Origin of the sequence: Amycolatopsis jejuensis, from assembly GCF_000717335.1 — a bacterium.
Taxonomy (GTDB): Bacteria; Actinomycetota; Actinomycetes; order Mycobacteriales; family Pseudonocardiaceae; genus Amycolatopsis; species Amycolatopsis jejuensis.
Genome location: NZ_JNYZ01000022.1, coordinates 120,974 through 137,413 on the forward strand (window position 1 = coordinate 120,974; position 16,440 = coordinate 137,413).

A 16,440-nucleotide genomic window follows, 5' to 3' on the forward strand; every position below is an offset into this window, starting at 1 on the left:
GTCCACATGCGACACTCGATGCTTCCTAAGCGCCCGGTCCGAGTTGGACCACGACGACCTGACCCCCTGCCGCGCTGACCGCGGCGGGCGAAGCGTCCACGCCGATGACGACGTCGACCGTGACCGCACCACCCGAATCCGGCTGGCCGACACCAACGACCCGCGCGCGAAACGGTCCGGCCGAACTGTCCGGCAGCTGCCCGGAACCTGTTCCGGGGTCGCTCTTGACCGGGCTGACCTGCACCAGATCGCCCGGCGCAAGGCCGCGGGCGGGCAAATGGCCCGGCTTCACCAGCAACCCCAGCAGTCGCTCTCCCGGCCCAGGGATCGGCCGCGGATCGAGCTGGCCGGGCGCGAGCACCGTTCCCGCGGGCAACGTCGATCGCGCGAATTGGCCGACGATCCGGATCCGGTCGCCCGCTGGGATGGAAGCCACCGGCTGGCCCGGAACTTCCTTCGCCACAGCAAGATCGGTGTCACGAATCGGCTGGCCCCAACTCACCTCACGGGCCAACACCAGCACGTCGACACGGTGATCTTGGCTCGTGATCAATGCGTCGTTCCCATACGCGGCAACCGCAGCCAGCACAACCGCAATAGCCAGCAGCCACCAGCGTCGCCGCCGCGGCATCCGCGGGACCTCGTCCACGTCGCCCGGATCGTCTGCCACCGCGCCGACACCGCGTGGCGGCCGGGAAAAAGACAAAGCAGTACCCATCGGGGCACTTCCTCCCCAATTCAGCAAAACGATTTCTGTTATTCGTGCAATCGGAAACGCGCGTCAGGTCGCGCGTAGCGCCTGGACCTCGGCGACCGCGAAGGTATCCGACGCCCGCGAGAGCATCTGGGGGAAGTCGCCGCCGACTGCGGACGTCCCATCCCACCCGGTCCAACTCACCGACCATGCGATGGCCCACTCGGCGCGGACTCGATCACCCGGCAACCCGATGGAGGACCGCTGGTAGACGAAGCCGCAGTCCGGACTGGCCGCATGAAGGCCGAACGATCGGCTGTACGGGGTTCCCGGCCCGGCGCACGAGGCTGCACCGCCGTTGCCGGAGGTGAAGGTCATCCCTGTCGGCACCGCTCGGACCTCCGCCCACACCGGCCCCACCTGCACGCGCTTCGACGTCGGCGCCCACGCCCGGCGGTCGGTCCAGATCCAGGTGTGCTCGCCCACGATCGTGGCATCCTGCCCGTCCGGCAGCCGCACGTCCGGAGAATGCCGCGGAACCGGCAACGACAACCTCAGCTGCTCGAACGCTTGCGCAGCCAACTCCGCCGGTGACGGCAACCGAGGCGCCGCAGCAGGTGCATCCGGAGCCTTCGGATCGGCCGACAACGGCGGCAAGCACCTAACCCCGAACGCGCTCCCGGCCGGACCGTTGCCCCGTGGACCACCACCCGCTCCGAATCCGCCCATGAAGCAGCCAGGAGGCAGTCCGGTCGCTGAATCGGCGGGTCCACCAGTGTTAGCGCCGGCCTGCTGGTGTGGTCCAGAGCCGGAAGGCTGCGGGCCATGCCGGATCGGGGCTTCGCCCTGGGACTCCAGCACTCGCATGTCCACCCCCGGCGGTGCATAGATGCCGCGAGGGTCGACCGGAGTCACGATGACCTGGCCGTCGTCGTTCGAGTTATCAGCCGACGCTCGCCCGTCAAACGCAACAAGCAACCCCCCGGTCGATACGACGCAAGCCGTTGCTGCGGCGAGGCGGATTGGACGTCGCATCAGCACGCACCACCCGGGAACTCGATCCGCGAGACCTTCCACTTCCCGTCAGCTGCATCCCGGATCAGCGCGGCGCGTACCGGCATCCTCGCGACCCCGACGGTCTTCTTCGCACCGGTCCGAGCGTCAGCCTGGCCCGTATGCGAACCGTCCTGGCAGTCCACCACGTTTGCCGTCGAACCCGACACTTCAACCGACGAAATCCGTACCGCAACCTCGCCGTACGTGGCGATTCCCGCAGCCTTCTGCCGCTGCATCGCGTCCACCATCGTCGACAACTGCGGCTCCGCGGCAATCCCTGCCAGCGCCCTCCGCCAGGAACTCTCAGGCCGCTCGACGGCGTCCACCGAACGCGGCCAGAACTGCGTGTAAGCGGTCACCACCGCCTGCCGCTCATCGACGCTCGAGGACGTCGAGCTCGGCGGAGACGGAGCCGAGAGGTTCGGCGAGGAGGGCGGAGACGACGTGTTTCCGCCGCTACAGCCCATCAGCGCGCCGGCCGCCAGTACCCCCGTCAGCGTGCCGACCCGGATCCACCTCGTCACCATCACGGTTCTCTCCCCGTCCCCGATGCGATCTCATCCAACATGCCGGTCACGTCACCAGCACACTGGCCAATGCCCCGACAAGCAACGACGGACCAGCCGGAAAGCTCGATTTCATCCTTCGGGACCACACAGCCACTGCGACTCCTACGAGAGCCGTGAGCCCGCCTGCGATCAGCAGCCCACGTAGCAGCCCGTCCCAGCCGAACCACCCGAGGAGCAGCGCGAGTGCCCCATACAGTGCACTGTCGCCGCCGCCCGTGTGCTCGGGGGCCAACATCTGCACGGCGATCGCCGACGTCAGCACCAAGAGGGCGGCGATGCAGGCGAAACCAAGCCGAGACCAGTTGCCGTCGACTAAAGCTGCCGCTAGGAAGATCACGGCGTCGCCGCCGCACAGTGCCGCAACGAGAAGAAACGGAAGCCTCCGGCATCGCAAGTCGGTGAGCGTCAGGCCGCACCCCAGCGCGCACGCCCAGCACCAGGCCAGCCAAGCCGGCGATTCTCCCAGCCGAAGGGATGCGACCCAGGACAAAGCTGCCGTGATCGCCGACATCGACACCGCTGCGGCGAGACGCGCTCGCGGTGAAATCACCAGGGGTGTGCCCACCGCTCGCTCCGCTGCGACAAGCACCAAAGGCCCAGCTACCACGCTTCCCGCAGCCACGGCGTAGACCAAGCTCGAGGCCATGGGCACCTCCCGTATTCGCAAAACTCGGGTATGCGGGCGTCACGTGCGCTGGAGACTTGACGAACCTGGACATGCCTTCCTCCCGGCAGTGGGTTTAGGTATTACCGGCGCAGTGTCGACGAATCGAAGTTGTCGCCGCCCCAATACGTAAAGTTGTAGCGGCTACCGGCAGGGTGAAATTGCGGTCGACCCGTGTAGTTGTAGCCCTCGTATGTGCCGAAGGTTGCCGTACTGCGGTTCCATTGCGCACTGGCCATCTTGTCCAGCCCCTGCATGCCAAGGTTTGGGGATCCGGTTCTGAAGTAGGCCATGATTCCACCCCCGTCATGTAAGTCGAAGAGGCAGAAGTACCCGGCCGGGCAACGATCCCAACCGCCAGCCGCATCCGCGATGACACCGCTTTCGCGACCGCTGCTGATGATTGCGTGCTGCACGCCTGCGCCTGCGTCGCGGTCGGCGGCGTGCGCTGTGCCACCGGCCACCACCCCGGACGCAGCCAGCAGGACAGCAAACATGATCCTCCCACGCATGATTCTCCCCCTACTTGTCGTTGAAAATTGATAAAGCTCCGCTGGAAATTCCCAGCATTCAGCAGACCGGTCGCTCAGAGAAGAGCATCCGGCAACACAAAATCTGTCAAATGTTGTCCTGATCTTGTGCCGAATCAGGAAAGTTGCGAATGATTGCCAATATCAGCGCGACGTTCTCCGCAACCGCAAGTTGGCCCACTCGGTCGAAGCCATCGATCAGGGCACTCCACTACCGGTCGGTCCCCGCAACCTGGAAACCGGCATTACCGATGAATTACGCAAACCAGACTGCCGTCGACCTGCACACACTCATCCGTAATCACCCTTAGTGATCGACAAGCGCCTTTGGAGTCCACCGTCGTGCATCCAACGGCCGCAGTGGCTGATTCGACTACGTAGAGACACAAGATCCACCTCCATTGGAGTGACCGCCGGAATCCGCCTGTTAATTGATCTTCACCGCGCTACCCTCAAGAGAGGAGGGGTAGTGCACGGGAAGGTCCTTGCCTTCACTAAGACAAGGATCGAACCTGGCACCGAGGGTGGCTAGGGGGTTTCTGTCTTCTCATGATCGGAATACAGAAGACAAGCGCGGCGGAATACGAGCGAATGCGAAGCCAATTCGCGAAGAAGCTTCATGAATTGCGCACCAATCAAGGACTTTCCCTGGCCGCGCTGGCACAGCGAGTGCACTACAGCCGAGGGCACCTCAATAACGTCGAGCACGGCACCAAGACCGCCAGCTTCGAGCTTGCCGAGGCGTGCGATAACGCACTCAGCGCGGACGGAGAACTCAAGGCCCTCATACCGAAGCAACAGTCGGCGCATCCAGAGCCTTCGACGTGTCCCGCACAGCTGCCCGCCGCAGCCGGCCGATTTGTCGGGCGCGCCGAACAACTCTCGGCCATCGAAGCGCTTGTACAAGACCGCGACAAGCTCTCGGTTGCCGTCATTCACGGCCCACCCGGGGTCGGAAAGACCACGCTTGCCCTCCATTGGGCACACCACCAGGCAGATCATTTCGAGGATGGCCAGCTGTTTGCCGACCTCCGCGCCTACTCACGGCACCGCGATCCGGTCGAACCAGCTGAGATCCTCGAAGAATTCCTGATTTCCTTGGGGTTGTCGCCGTCGGATGTACCGGCAACGGCCGAAGAACGAGGCGCCTTGTTCCGAACAATGACACACGGGCGCCGGTTACTGATCGTTCTCGACAACGCAGTCTCATCGGAGCAGGTGCGAGCTCTTCTTCCCGGCGACACAACGAGCATGGTGCTGGTGACCACGCGGCGCGTCCTCACCGGACTATCCGTTCGACCTGGAGCCTCGCAGATCCGGCTCGATCCGTTCACGCCGACCGATTCCTTCCACCTGCTCCGCGATGTGGTCGGCGAGCGAGTCGACCAGGAGCCGGACGCTGCGCGCACCGTGCTCGACCGATGCGGGCACCTACCCCTCGCCGTGGCGATTGCTGCCGAACGCATCGCGGCACACCCGCTCAGCCTGGCCGACCTCGCCGACGACCTGGCAGAGGAGCGCAATCGGCTCGCCGCACTCGCGGTTGAGGAAGAGGACACCAGCGTACGAACGGTGATCTCGTGGTCATATCGCGCGCTCGCCGCCGACGCAGGCCGCATGTTCCGGCTTCTCGGCTTACATCCCGGCAAGGACATCAGTACCGGCGCAGCCGCTGCGCTGGCGGACCTCACCAATGCGCGCGCCGGAGAGCTTCTCCGCGCCCTGTCGACCGGGCACCTCGTAGTTGAGATTGATCGAGACCGCTTCCGGCTCCACGACCTCATCCGGGTCTACGCCACTGAACGAGCGCTCGACGAGGAACAGGCGGACGAACGCGTCGCAGCCCACGTACGTGAACTCTCGTGGTACTTGCAGACGTGCATCTCTTCGGCGCGAGCCCTTGCGCCTTACCGCGAACCCGCCGCTGCGGATGAGGCACTCGACTACACCGCAGCGTTCCAGTGGAGCGAGTTCGAGCTTCGGAACTTCCCGGCCATCATCGCGTCCGCCCTCCGCAATGATCACGTCGAACATGCCTGGCAGATCTCGCAGGCACTTTTCCCGTTCCTCCATTTGCGCAAGCCGTGGACCGCCTGGGATCGCATTTACCAGCTCGGCCTCGAAGCCGCGCGCGAGGCCCGCAACCCCAGCGCTCAAGCCGAAATGCTCACCGGACTCGGCCTGGTCCGCTTGGGTTTGGGCACCTACGACGAGGGCCTCGACTACTTTCAGCATGCGCTGGACGTCCTCCAGAACCACGACGACGCCGCCGGGACTGCCTGGTGCCACGTCGGTATCGGGCTCGCCTACGCAGGGGCGGGCAGCCGCACCGAGGCCAGGGAATCATTCGAGCGGGCCCTAGCAATTCAGCAGGCGCAAGGTGACCAGCACGGTGAATCCGTCACCCTCATGCACCTCGCCGAAGTGTGTGGCGAAGAAGAGCATCATGACGACGCAATTCAGTACGCCGTCCGCGCGCAGTTGCTATGCCGCACCGTCGGGGACCAATACGGAGAGGGTCTGGCTCTTCACCAGCTAGGCAAGGCCAACTTCGCGAGCGGGAAGCTTGAGGCCGCGGCGCGCTACCTGGAGGATGCACTCGCGACGCAACGAAGTGCACGGGACAACAAGGGAGAAGCTGACACGCTCGTGCTACTGAGCGAAGTGCTGACCGCCGTTGGTGACCACGCCACTGCGCGTGAACATCTTCACCAGGCAGCGACGATCCTGGGCCGACGTGGAGAACCGGCCGAAGCCGAAGTCCGTGCGCGCCTTGACGACCTCGACGCTGGGAGGCAGTGAATGTCCGAACGATCCCTGACCGGGCTACGGCTCGACGGCACCCTGTACACCGATCCCCACGACACCGCCTACGCCGCAACCGACTTCGGCGGAATCGTCACCCACCAGCCATTGGCCGTCGTCCGGGCAGGCTCACCGCGCGATGTCAGTGCTGTCCTCGACCTGGCTGCATCCCACGGGATTCCGGTGACACCCCGCGGCCAAGGCCACACCAGCATGGGACAAGCCCAAGTCCGCGCCGGCATCGTGATCGACCTCAGTGACCTCAAGGCCGTCCACGACATCAACTGCGACCGCGTGGTCGTCAACGCTGGCATCACCTGGGCCGAACTCCTCGCCACCACCCTCCAACACGGCCTGACCCCACCCGTCCTCACCGACTACCTCGGCACCTCCGTCGGCGGAACCCTTTCCGTAGGCGGAATCGGCGGAACCAGCCACCGCTACGGCGTCCAAACCGACAACGCCCTCTCCCTCGACGTCGTCACCGGCGACGGCGTCCTCCGAACCTGCTCCCCCACCGAATCACCCGACCTGTTCAACGCCGTCCTCGCCGGTTTCGGCCAATGCGGGGTCATCGTGCGCGCCACCATCCCGCTCATCCCCGCCCCGGCGCGGGCACGGCGACTCAAGATCTACTACCCGACCCTGACCGAACTCTTCACCCAGCAAAGAAAACTCCTCCGCGAACAGCGGTTCGACTTCCTCCAGGGCCAGGTCCTTCCCAACGGTGACGGCTGGCACTACATGCTCGATGTCGCCACCTTCTACACCCCTCCCAACGAGCCCGACGACAACGCGCTGGCCGACGGCATCGGCTACGACCCGGACCGAGACAAGACCGAGGACCTGACCTACTGGGAATTCGCCACCCGGCTCGACGATACCGTCACCTACCTCGAAACCACCGGCGAATGGCACACACCCCATCCCTGGCCCAACCTGTTCCTCCCCGACGACGTAACGAACACTTTCGTCGGCGACATCATGAACTGCCTCACCCACGCCGACCTCGGAGCCTCCGGGCTGATCCTGACCTACCCCATCCCCACCGACGTCCTCACCACACCTCTCTTCCGCATTCCTGACGCGCCAACGATCTTTCTCGTCGCAGCACTCCGCTTCGCGCCAACCGCCGCGATTGCCAATGACATGGTCCGGAGCAACCGGAACTGGTACGACACCGCGGTGAAGGTCGGCGGCACCACCTACCCAGTCGGCGCGATCCCCTTCACCGGCGCCGACTGGCAACACCAACTCGGCAACGCAATCACGCCACTCACCGACGCCAGGAACCGCTACGACCCTCACGGAGTACTCAATCCCTGCTTTGGCCAGGCGCACTAGACCACCCCGTTCGACAACGAGGGCGATTGTTGGTGGCCGGTGCCTCACCAGCTACGTCGGACACCTGCCTAGCCAGCCGAATCCTTCGCTTTCCCGGCCTTTGCTCGTCATCACGATCAGGCGTTCAACCGAGTAGCGCTCGAAGAGCTGCGGCGTCGCTGGCCAGGAGCGCCGGATCGATCTGGGCTTCTCTGCCGCTCTGCGGAAGGAGAGGGAACGGCCTCCCCGGAGCTGGGTCGTCGACAAATCGAGGCAGCAAGTGCGTGTGCAGATGGGGAACGGTGTTCCCGAGGGTTTCGTAGTTCATCTTGAGCGGCCGGTAGAACGTGGCCAGCGCCTTCGCCACGGTCAGAATCGCCTGCCAATACGAGCTGGCTTCCGGCTCGGTCAGCTCGAACGGCTCGACGACATGGCGACCCCGCCAGATTACCAGCGTGTAGCCGCGCTGGACGTCGGCACGCTGCAGCACCGCATCGACGTTCTCCGTGCTGAAGATGCGTATCCCGTAGGAATCTTCATCCGATCGCACCGAGCGGCACATCGCACAGACGCTGCCGTCGATTCGATCAGCCCAGTCATCCGGCCACGCGCCGCTCATGGGTGAACATCGCTCTCGTGCCATTCGTAGACGAACTCGTGTTTGTCGCCCGCATAGACGTCGTGTGCCGCTTGCAGTGGCCGGCCATCCTTGTCGTAGTCGATGTCCCACATGTGCATGACCGGAACCCCAGCGTGCAGATTGAGCAGCTCTGTCTCTTCCGGTGTCGGCATCAGGGTGCTGAACACCTCGACCCCTCGATGGAACCGGTGACCAAGGGATTCGATCAGCTCGTCGGGCCCTTCAGGGAGCGCGTCGGGAGATTCGAGCCGCGTACCCGCCGCCAGCCACAGCGGGTAGTAGCTGGCGGAGACAACGACCGGCTCGCCGTCGAGAAGCTGCACGCGACGACGTACCACCACCTCATCACCCGGAGACGCATGCAACCACTCAGCTGCGTTTGCCAGCAGCGGCGCCCGCCCGATGAAAAGCATTCGCCGTGACGGAGTTCGTCCCTGGCTGATCGCCCCGGCATCGAAGACCGGCTTCCCGGTCTCCCGATGGGCCGCATGACGCCGCGCTGCCGAGACCCGCCGCAGGGTCGGGCGCCGCCGAACGAACGTGCCACGCCCGAACTCCGTCGTCACCAAACCCTCGGCGACCAGATAGGCAAAGCCTTACCGGCCGTAGCCTTCGTCGTCCCGTACTGAGCGATGATCTGCCGCTCCGACGGGAGAACCGCGCCCGGGGCAAGCTCGCCCTGCATGATCGCTGCACGTAGCTCGGCCGCGATCCGTTTACTGAGCGGCAAGTGCTCGGACAACAGGCCCACCTTCCCTTCATCTGCAGCCTAGGGCCTCCCTAGAGAGACCTCCACACCTTGCTTGACAACATCCCTAGGGTGGTGCACTGTAGCAGTACCTCCCTAGGGAGGGCGACAGGAAATGAAAGGGAGGAGGCAGGATGGGCGCCCACGCGCTACTGGCGGACACGCCGCACATCACAGTGACTCTCCAGCGGGTTCGGCCTTCCAACCAGAACCCACCGGAGCCGGTCGCCCAGAACAAGCGCGGTGCCCTGCAGCCTCCCGCCGAGCAGACTTCACCCGTTCCCTTTACCTCAACGCTGAAATTCGCCTGCGGCATACGCCAGGAGCGCTCGGGTGACGGCACTCTAAGGAGGAGGCCGCGGTGAATCCACTGACCACTGACACGGTAATCGCGCTTGCGGCCGTCCATTTGCGGCTGCCCGACATCCTCGTGAAGCTGATCGCGGGCAACCTGACCCCGCACGAGCAACATGACTTCGGCAGCGCTCTCGCAGAGGCTGCGGACCTGATCCGCGAGCACGCCGACGATCAGGCTCGCGGCATCGTGCAACTCCAGCCAGCCGACGCTGTCCGTGCGCTCGCCGACGTCGTGACGTTCGGTGTCCGGCCATGACCTGGGGCGTCGCCTTCGTGCTCACTATCATGGCCTTCCCAGTCATCTTCTTTTCAGCAATCGGCATCGGCGGACACCGCCGCAATCGGCGGATCCAGCACTCCTCGAACTCGGTCAATGCGCTTCGCCGCCGGGCCGACCAGGAACGAAACCGCGATAGCCACCCGAGATCGACAGAACCGTGAAACCACTCAGCCGCGCCGCTCCGCCCGCCGCTATCGCAATCGGCCTCGAGCTGCGTACCGCACGACTGCGCGCCAAGTTCGGAGTCCGCCAACTGGCCCGCAGAGCGGATGTGAACCCGGCCCAGCTGAGCAGCTGGGAACTGGGCGAAAGAATTCCTTCACCCGACTACGTCTCGTTTCTGGTGGGATTACTACACCTGCCGACGACCGAGTACAGGCGCCTCCGGAGTCTCGCCGCAGACGCACGTCGAGAGAACCACATCGAGCCCGAGCAGGACGCAGCAGAACGGCTAGCCGCCGCCTATGAACACATGGCCTACCGCATTGTCGAGTGGGTCCCGGCCTTCATCCCCACCCGACTGCAGAGCCCCGAATACGCGCAGGAACGGCAGGAACAAACGACATCCACCGATCTCGATCAAGAGCCACAATCCGGACGGCTGGAACTCGACCCACTCCCGCTACCTAACCCGCTGACCCGAGAATCCTTCCTCAGCATGCGATCAGTGCGAAACCCAGTATTGAGCAGGACCGCGATGATCACCCAGAACGAGCTGCTACTTCGCCTCCTCCACCATAGCCGCGAGCGAATTTGCCTGGTCACAGCCGATCCAGGAGACCTACCAGCATTTGCCGTATACCAAATCCGCGGCAGGACCCCGACCGTTGCATTGCAGCAGGCGGGTTGCACCGTCTATCTGACCTCCGATCAGGCGACCGGAGCGTACCTGCGTGCCGCCCGCCGGTTCGCCAGCGAAGCACTCACCCCGGCACAGACCGCAGATGCCATCAAGCGTGCAGTTCACGACCTCAGCACGGACCGACCGTACCAACGACTTTCCGAAACAACGAGCAGGAGCGGTATTTCCGCAACCGGCCACCACTGACACCGCCCAGGACGACCGCAGTCCCACTGCTCAATTCCCTCGCGGCCACCTCGGCACCGAGACGAACTGAAGCCAGGCAACCGTCACCGAGCCGGGTCCACTGTGGATGGACTCGGCATGTGAGTGCCGGCCTTCCTCCTCGCCGACCCGGTCGGCGGTACGGCCCACGACGACCGCAAGTTCGCCTTTCCAGTCCAGCTCGGGGTCCTCCGCCTCGACCGGATCCTCGGGCCTGGTGGAGGGTGTCGGCGAAACTTCGCGAACACTGTGGAGTAGGTCGGCAGTTCGCGGCCCATTTCCTCAATGTGGCCCCGATAATTGAGCCCGGAACAGAGCACTTTGGACGGATTCGGGACGACGGGGCACACCACCACCCCGGCAGGCGAATGCCGTGGACCCGAGGCGGCACGCGCGCGTTCCGGCCAGTCCGGTTCGGTCAGCAACCCGCCGAGATCGCCGTAGCCGGTGATCTCGGTGCACTCGTCACCGTCGACCCGGACCGCCGTAGTGGCCCCGGCCCGGCGGACGGTCGCGAGCCCCTCACCGCCGGGCCTCGCCCTCGGGGACGATCAGGCCGGCAATGCCCCATCGGGTTCCCTCCGGGACGGTCCCGGCGAGCATCCGGCCGCACTGTTGAATGGCGGCTTGGGACGTGGCCCGGTGCTGGGTTCCGGCGTGGCTGTCGCGGAGCAATCACTGAAGGGTCCGTTGCGCATCACCTGTGCCCCGGCGAAGCGGTGCGTGAGATGGCTGATCTCGAGGCACGTCCGCGTGGCCAGGCTGCACGCGAGGCGGGTCATCGTCTCTTGTTCGTCGCTCAGTCGCCCCTGTGCCGGGAGAGCTTTCTCGTTGTCCTGCCACGTCTGCGTGAGCAGTACCAGGGTGCCGCGGACGTGAGAGTAGTGCCGAGCGTACTCGGCGAAGAACTCGTCCCCAGCGAGCGGCGAGCCCGTAGTGTCCGCCTTGTGCCGAGCCAGCAGGCGCAAGCTCGTCGAGCAACCGCCGCCCGACGCCCTGTGACCAGGCAGCCTGGTTGAGACCGGACAGCAGAGCCGGGCTGAGCCGGTTCACCACCCCGCCGCGCCGGGCGTTGTCCGGGCCGATCCGGACGATGTATCCGCCGTCAACGGCCACTTCGTCGGCGGTGTAGTCGAGGCTCGCCGTGGCGCGCAGGCCGAGCATGTCCCAGTTGTCGCTGATCTGCAGGCGCGAACGGGGCACCAGGCAGGTCAGCCGTTCGCCACTGCCGTCGACGGTGACCGGCACCGTGAGGTGCGTGGCCATCGAAACCCCGGGAGCGAACTGCCAGCTGCCGCTCACCCGCAGGCCACCAGGCCCGCGTACGGCGTGTCCAGTGGTGCCCGTTGATTGGCCGGCGACCAGGGGGAAAGCACCATCGGCGAAGAGCTCGGCCACCGCCTCGTCGCTGAGATAGGTCGCCGCTGCGGCGGTTTCGGCGGCCAATGCCCGCACCAGCCAGCCAAGGGAGGCATCGGAGTGGGACAGCTTTTCGATGACTTCGAGGATCCGTAACGGGGTTGCCTCGAGCCCACCCAGCTCGGCAGGGATCATCAGCGCGAGGACGCCGCTGTCCTTGACCGCGTCCTGCACAGCCGGGGTCGGCCGGCGCAGGCGCTCGCTGTCCTCGGCTTCAGCCTGCAGCAACGGATGGATGTCGTCGAGTCTCGCGAGCACCTCACGGATGCTCACCTGCACTGCGGTCGTCACGACGCCCTCTCCGCACCGTCGGGTTCCGGCGCCAGCGCACTCCACTTGCCGCCGTAGAACAGCAGCGGCGCAAGATCGTCCTGCTCACCGTGGGACAGCACACGGCCGAGTACGAGTACATGGTCACCGCCGTCGTAACCCACCCACGGCGTGCAGCGGAAGTAGGCCAAGCTGCCGTTGATCCGCGGCACCCGTTCGTCGGTGACCCATCCGACCGGGTCGGCTCCCTGCGGGCCGCCCGCGAACTCCAACGCCGTGGACAGCTGCCGGTACCGAGGACGTTGACCACGACGGGACACTCCAGCAGGTACGTGAGCGCCCGCGAGGTGCGCTTGAGCGACACCAGGATCAGCGGCGGGCCAAGGGGGACACGACGTGAACGAGCTGACCGCGACGCCGTAGTAGGCATCCCCGGACGCATAGGTGAGCGCAACGACCCCTGTGGCGAACTTCCCGAGGGTGGTCCGCAGCCGGCGGGGATGGGCCTCCCATGCCGGGCTGACGACAGCAGCACCCGGATTCCAGGTACCGGCGGCGTTTTCGTAGATCTCGGTGTTCCACATGACTTCGCTCACGGCACTCACACCGCCTCGGCGCGAGCGGTTTCCCCAGCCGGACACCGCCCACTTTGTGCCCGTCGACCTTGAAACCGGTGCCCTCTAGGACCACCTGGTCGACGGCAGGCTCGACCCTGCCCGGCCCGCGCTGGTGAGCTGGCTGGGCGTCACCATGCACGTCACCAGGGACGCCATCGAACACACCCTCGCCGACCTCGGCCGCCTCACCCCCGGCACCGAGCTGATTGTCGAATACCTGTTGCCCAAGCACCTCCGCGACGAAGCAGACAACGCCTACGCCGCGCTCATCGCCGAAACCGCCACCGACGGCGGCGAACCGTGGCTCAGCTACTTCACTCCCGACGACATGACCGCCATGCTTACCAAGTACGGTTTCGGTCCCACCAGACATCTGCGGCGGCACGACGCCATCGACACCGCACTGTGGCACCGAACCGACCACCTCCACCCCGCCGAGCTCATGATGCTTGCCCACACCACACTGACCTGACCGCCGCTGGAGTCACCCGGCGGCGAGAGTTCGCACGGCAGTTCGGGGCGGCGTGGCGTCGAGCCACCTTCGCAGCATCCGGCTCCCGGCAACCCGACCCCGGCTGTCAGAACCCGCCCGCAGAGCACACCGGCCGCAACGGCAACCAGATCTGAAGCCACGCGAGGACGGAACCGACGTGCCAAGGCTGAACTGCGGCGCCGGGTCGGCGAGGTTCGGCGACCTGGTGACAGGCAGTCCGGAAAGGGTCTATCGGCTCGGTAAGCTGGCTTTCGACGGTGCGAGTCGAGCCTTCGCCTACGCTAGCGGCCATGACCGAAACGCCATCGCCGCAAGAAGCCTTCGATCTGCTGCTGGCTGGTAACCAGCGCTTTGTCGCAGGCGTTCCGGAGCATCCGAACCAGGACGCGGCGCGCCGCGCTGCGATCGCGCCGGGCCAGCGTCCGTTCGCGGTGCTGTTCGGCTGCTCGGACTCCCGGCTCGCCGCAGAGATCATTTTCGACCGCGGTCTGGGCGACCTCTTCGTGGTGCGCACCGCGGGCCAGGTGATCGGGGTCGAGGTGCTGGGCAGTATCGAGTACGGCGTGGACTTGCTGGACTGCCCGCTCGTCGTCGTCCTCGGCCACGACTCGTGCGGAGCGGTGGGTGCCGCGTGCGCGGCGCTGGAGGACGGGCTCACGCCGGCCGGCTACGTCCGGGACGTGGTCGAGAGGGTCACGCCCAGCGTGCTCGCGGCGCGGGCGGCCGGGCATGTCGAGGCCGACGAGATCCTGGCCGAACACGTCAAGCACACGGTCGACCTGCTCCTGGACCGCTCCCGAGTGCTCGCCGATCGGGTGGAATCAGGCCGAGCTGCGGTCGTCGGCCTGCGCTACCGCTTGGCCGATGGCAGCGCTCAGGTCGTCGCCGCGCGCGGACTCGAGGTCACCGCCGCATCGTGACCGGCCGGTCCGATGTACGAGGTCCCGCGGCGCGGCGAAGCCGGTTCCCGATCGCCAGCCCCAGCCCCTCCGCGGCGGGCAGGGACGCGACGATGAGGTCACATCCCCGCTGGTCGAGTTCACGCAGGAACGCGTACAGCCCGCGCGCATAGTCCGTCGTCGAATCGGGCACGGCAACCACAGCGTGCACGTTCGCGCCGGTACCGGACGACGCAGGAAGCAGGGCGCCAACCCGGTAGCCCTGCTCCTGCGTGCGCTCCGCTTCCGCGGCGACCTGCTCGGGCTCGACCAGGACGACCTGTGCGCGCGGCGCATAGTGGGACGGATGCGTGCCCGGCACGCGGATCGTGCTCGTCGAAGGCACGGCGAGGGGTTGCGCCAGAGCCGCTTCGAGGTCTTCCCTGGTCATTCCGCCGGGCCGGAGAATGCTGGGGGTGTCGCCGGTGGCATCGACAATGGTCGACTCGACACCGACCGCGCAGGACCCGCCATCGAGCACGACATCGACCGCATCACCCAGCTCCGCACGAACGTGATCGGCAGTGGTGGGGCTGACCGAGCCGAAACGATTGGCCGACGGCGCAGCCGCGCCACCACCGAACGCGGACAGCAGCGCCAGCGCGACCGCGTGGTCAGGCACCCGCACGGCAACGGTCTCAAGGCCACCGGTCGCTGCCAGCGAGACCCGGGGCCCACGTCGGAGAACCAGGGTCAGCGGCCCGGGCCAGAAGCGGTCGGCCAGCAGACGCGCCGGCTCCGGCACGTGCGCGACCCAGCCGTCGAGGAATTCGGCACCAGCGAGATGGACGATCAGGGGGTGCGTCGGCGGGCGGCCCTTGGCCTGGTAGATCCGGGCGACGGCAGCCAGATCCTCGGCGTTCGCACCCAGCCCGTAGACCGTCTCCGTCGGAAAGGCCACCAATCCCCCGGCCAGCAACACTCCGGCCGCTGTCTCGATGTCACCCACTGCCGACACCACGCTCGCAATCCCTTCCCTGCTGTCCCCTATCGCGATCAGAGTGCCACACGGTACCGAATGTGGTACCGATTCAGGCACCGTCAGGGCATAGCAGCGTTGAACGTGCAGTTCACCGACGAAGAGATGGAGCAGATCCTCGGGGCAGCCGGAAAAGAGGGCGTGTCCATGAGGTAACTCGCGCGCGACGCCGTCCTCGCCGACCTCCGCCGCCGCGTGGTCGCCGCGGCAGTCCGGACGGCTCGCATCTCGGCCAAGCTCAACCACCGGCTGGCGCAGTAACCGGTGATCCGCTGCTTCGGCATTGGGGACACGCAGGAGATCATGGCCATCATCATGGGATCTCCCGCTGTCATCCGCGACCCCGGACTGCTGGCCTCGGCCCTGGCCCGCCCCCAGTCGGCGGCCTCCTGCTTGGCTGGTAGCTCCGAAGTTGGAGCGTCTGGGGACGACAAAAGCACGGGCGGCACGCACATGGTGTCAGCTGCTCCCATGTGCGCAACCTGGTGACAAACTTGGGCGGTTCCTGCCACCTAGGCCCTGACTCCGCAAACTGGTGAAGGTCGGCCCCGGCCGGCGGCGGATTTGGTGGTCGGCGTTTCTTTCGATCTCCCATGACCGCCTCACCGCGCCGGAACGGCGGGTGAGGCAACCGCGCTGGGCCGCTGCTCACCCGATCGGGAATCGACCCATCCGCGCGGCTGTCGGCACCGAACCAGGGGAGTCCACGAAGGTCACTCCCGGGCGGGCGCTGTTCGCGCGGGCACGTCCGGCGTTGCCGGACGGGAAGGAGATCGCACGTGTTTGGCAAACGCTATGCCGCTTCGATGATCGCGCGGAGTGCGGTAAACCCCAAGGACCGGCGCAAGTTCCTGCAGGCCGCTGGTTTGACCGGTCTCGGCGTCGTCGGGGCTGGCGCGCTGGCCGGGATCGGCGGGTTCGCCGGCCCGGCCGCAGCCGCCGTGCGCCAGGCCGCTCCGGTCGCGCAGGACTCCGGTGAGGTCAGCGACGGC

At 66.1% G+C, this 16,440-nt stretch carries 19 protein-coding genes and 1 pseudogene; 8 read left to right on the forward strand and 12 right to left on the reverse strand.

The genetic code is table 11. From position 1 onward, the window contains the following. Positions 1–25: 25 nt before the first annotated feature. From OO71_RS29345 to OO71_RS47755, 5 genes are all read right to left on the reverse strand, one after another. On the reverse strand, positions 26–670 hold the full coding sequence (locus OO71_RS29345; RefSeq protein WP_245633815.1) for an SAF domain-containing protein: 645 nt from the start codon (positions 668–670) through the stop codon (positions 26–28). Between the two features lie 111 nt (positions 671–781). Then, a complete protein-coding gene (locus tag OO71_RS29350) occupies positions 782–1,213 on the reverse strand; it encodes a hypothetical protein (protein ID WP_245633816.1) in 432 nt (143 codons plus the stop codon). A 515-nt stretch (positions 1,214–1,728) separates the two neighbouring features. Continuing rightward, the gene (locus OO71_RS29355; RefSeq protein WP_156096597.1) at positions 1,729–2,280 is read right to left on the reverse strand and encodes a hypothetical protein; all 552 of its coding nucleotides are present in this window, start codon (positions 2,278–2,280) and stop codon (positions 1,729–1,731) included. 43 nt (positions 2,281–2,323) lie between these two features. Then, positions 2,324–2,830 carry an A24 family peptidase gene (locus OO71_RS29360; protein ID WP_245633817.1) on the reverse strand — a complete coding sequence of 169 codons (507 nt, stop codon included), beginning with the start codon at positions 2,828–2,830 and terminating at the stop codon, positions 2,324–2,326. A 236-nt stretch (positions 2,831–3,066) separates the two neighbouring features. Continuing rightward, the gene (locus OO71_RS47755) at positions 3,067–3,480 is read right to left on the reverse strand and encodes a peptidase inhibitor family I36 protein (protein ID WP_162186120.1); all 414 of its coding nucleotides are present in this window, start codon (positions 3,478–3,480) and stop codon (positions 3,067–3,069) included. Between the two features lie 582 nt (positions 3,481–4,062). On the opposite strand from OO71_RS47755, the gene OO71_RS29370 reads away from it, so the two are divergent. Beyond that, positions 4,063–6,315 (forward strand): ATP-binding protein, encoded by a 2,253-nt coding sequence (locus OO71_RS29370; RefSeq protein ID WP_084145372.1) that lies wholly within the window; start codon positions 4,063–4,065, stop codon positions 6,313–6,315. After that, positions 6,316–7,662: an FAD-binding protein gene (locus OO71_RS29375; RefSeq protein WP_033293162.1), complete on the forward strand. Its 1,347-nt coding sequence runs from the start codon at positions 6,316–6,318 to the stop codon at positions 7,660–7,662. Positions 7,663–7,786: 124 nt separating this feature from the next. Here OO71_RS29375 and OO71_RS29380 read toward each other — a convergent pair whose 3' ends face one another. The 3 genes from OO71_RS29380 to OO71_RS53405 are packed head-to-tail and all read right to left on the reverse strand — an operon-like array spanning position 7,787 to position 9,032. Next, positions 7,787–8,260: an HIT family protein gene (locus OO71_RS29380; protein WP_051792442.1), complete on the reverse strand. Its 474-nt coding sequence runs from the start codon at positions 8,258–8,260 to the stop codon at positions 7,787–7,789. Then, entirely contained in the window at positions 8,257–8,847 is a 591-nt protein-coding gene (locus OO71_RS46640; RefSeq protein ID WP_051792443.1) for a GntR family transcriptional regulator, read from the reverse strand. The genes OO71_RS29380 and OO71_RS46640 overlap by 4 nt, the downstream gene beginning before the upstream one ends. Further along, entirely contained in the window at positions 8,844–9,032 is a 189-nt protein-coding gene (locus tag OO71_RS53405) for a GntR family transcriptional regulator (protein ID WP_051792444.1), read from the reverse strand. Before OO71_RS53405 ends, OO71_RS46640 begins: the two co-directional genes overlap by 4 nt. 358 nt (positions 9,033–9,390) lie before the next feature. On the opposite strand from OO71_RS53405, the gene OO71_RS29390 reads away from it, so the two are divergent. Genes OO71_RS29390 through OO71_RS49310 form a run of 3 tightly spaced genes read left to right on the forward strand, consistent with a single transcriptional unit; the run spans position 9,391 to position 10,714 of the window. Then, on the forward strand, positions 9,391–9,642 hold the full coding sequence (locus OO71_RS29390) for a hypothetical protein (protein WP_033293163.1): 252 nt from the start codon (positions 9,391–9,393) through the stop codon (positions 9,640–9,642). Beyond that, positions 9,639–9,827: a hypothetical protein gene (locus OO71_RS50395; RefSeq protein WP_156096599.1), complete on the forward strand. Its 189-nt coding sequence runs from the start codon at positions 9,639–9,641 to the stop codon at positions 9,825–9,827. The genes OO71_RS29390 and OO71_RS50395 overlap by 4 nt, the downstream gene beginning before the upstream one ends. Further along, complete coding sequence (locus tag OO71_RS49310) at positions 9,824–10,714, forward strand: Scr1 family TA system antitoxin-like transcriptional regulator (RefSeq protein ID WP_162186121.1); 891 nt, start codon at positions 9,824–9,826, stop codon at positions 10,712–10,714. The genes OO71_RS50395 and OO71_RS49310 overlap by 4 nt, the downstream gene beginning before the upstream one ends. A gap of 540 nt (positions 10,715–11,254) precedes the next feature. Here the strand turns inward: OO71_RS49310 and OO71_RS51735 are convergent. Genes OO71_RS51735 through OO71_RS46650 form a run of 3 tightly spaced genes read right to left on the reverse strand, consistent with a single transcriptional unit; the run spans position 11,255 to position 13,017 of the window. Continuing rightward, positions 11,255–11,407 (reverse strand): hypothetical protein, encoded by a 153-nt coding sequence (locus tag OO71_RS51735; RefSeq protein ID WP_211260629.1) that lies wholly within the window; start codon positions 11,405–11,407, stop codon positions 11,255–11,257. Next, a complete protein-coding gene (locus OO71_RS46645) occupies positions 11,408–12,442 on the reverse strand; it encodes an acyl-CoA dehydrogenase family protein (RefSeq protein ID WP_211260630.1) in 1,035 nt (344 codons plus the stop codon). Continuing rightward, positions 12,439–13,017 (reverse strand): flavin reductase family protein, encoded by a 579-nt coding sequence (locus tag OO71_RS46650; protein ID WP_211260631.1) that lies wholly within the window; start codon positions 13,015–13,017, stop codon positions 12,439–12,441. The genes OO71_RS46645 and OO71_RS46650 overlap by 4 nt, the downstream gene beginning before the upstream one ends. A gap of 133 nt (positions 13,018–13,150) precedes the next feature. Between OO71_RS46650 and OO71_RS46655 the strand changes: the two genes are divergently transcribed. Further along, positions 13,151–13,510, forward strand: coding sequence for a hypothetical protein (locus tag OO71_RS46655; RefSeq protein WP_051792445.1), 360 nt, complete (start codon positions 13,151–13,153; stop codon positions 13,508–13,510). A 311-nt stretch (positions 13,511–13,821) separates the two neighbouring features. Beyond that, a complete protein-coding gene (locus tag OO71_RS29410) occupies positions 13,822–14,451 on the forward strand; it encodes a carbonic anhydrase (RefSeq protein ID WP_033293164.1) in 630 nt (209 codons plus the stop codon). On the opposite strand, the gene OO71_RS29415 is transcribed toward OO71_RS29410, so the two are convergent. After that, positions 14,435–15,430, reverse strand: a complete 996-nt coding sequence (locus OO71_RS29415) for an L-threonylcarbamoyladenylate synthase (protein ID WP_033293165.1) — start codon at positions 15,428–15,430, stop codon at positions 14,435–14,437. The two genes, OO71_RS29410 and OO71_RS29415, sit on opposite strands and share 17 nt — an antisense overlap. Before the next feature lie 797 nt (positions 15,431–16,227). Here OO71_RS29415 and OO71_RS50980 point away from each other — a divergent pair. Beyond that, positions 16,228–16,440, forward strand: a pseudogene (locus OO71_RS50980) (ferritin-like domain-containing protein); the annotation flags it as partial.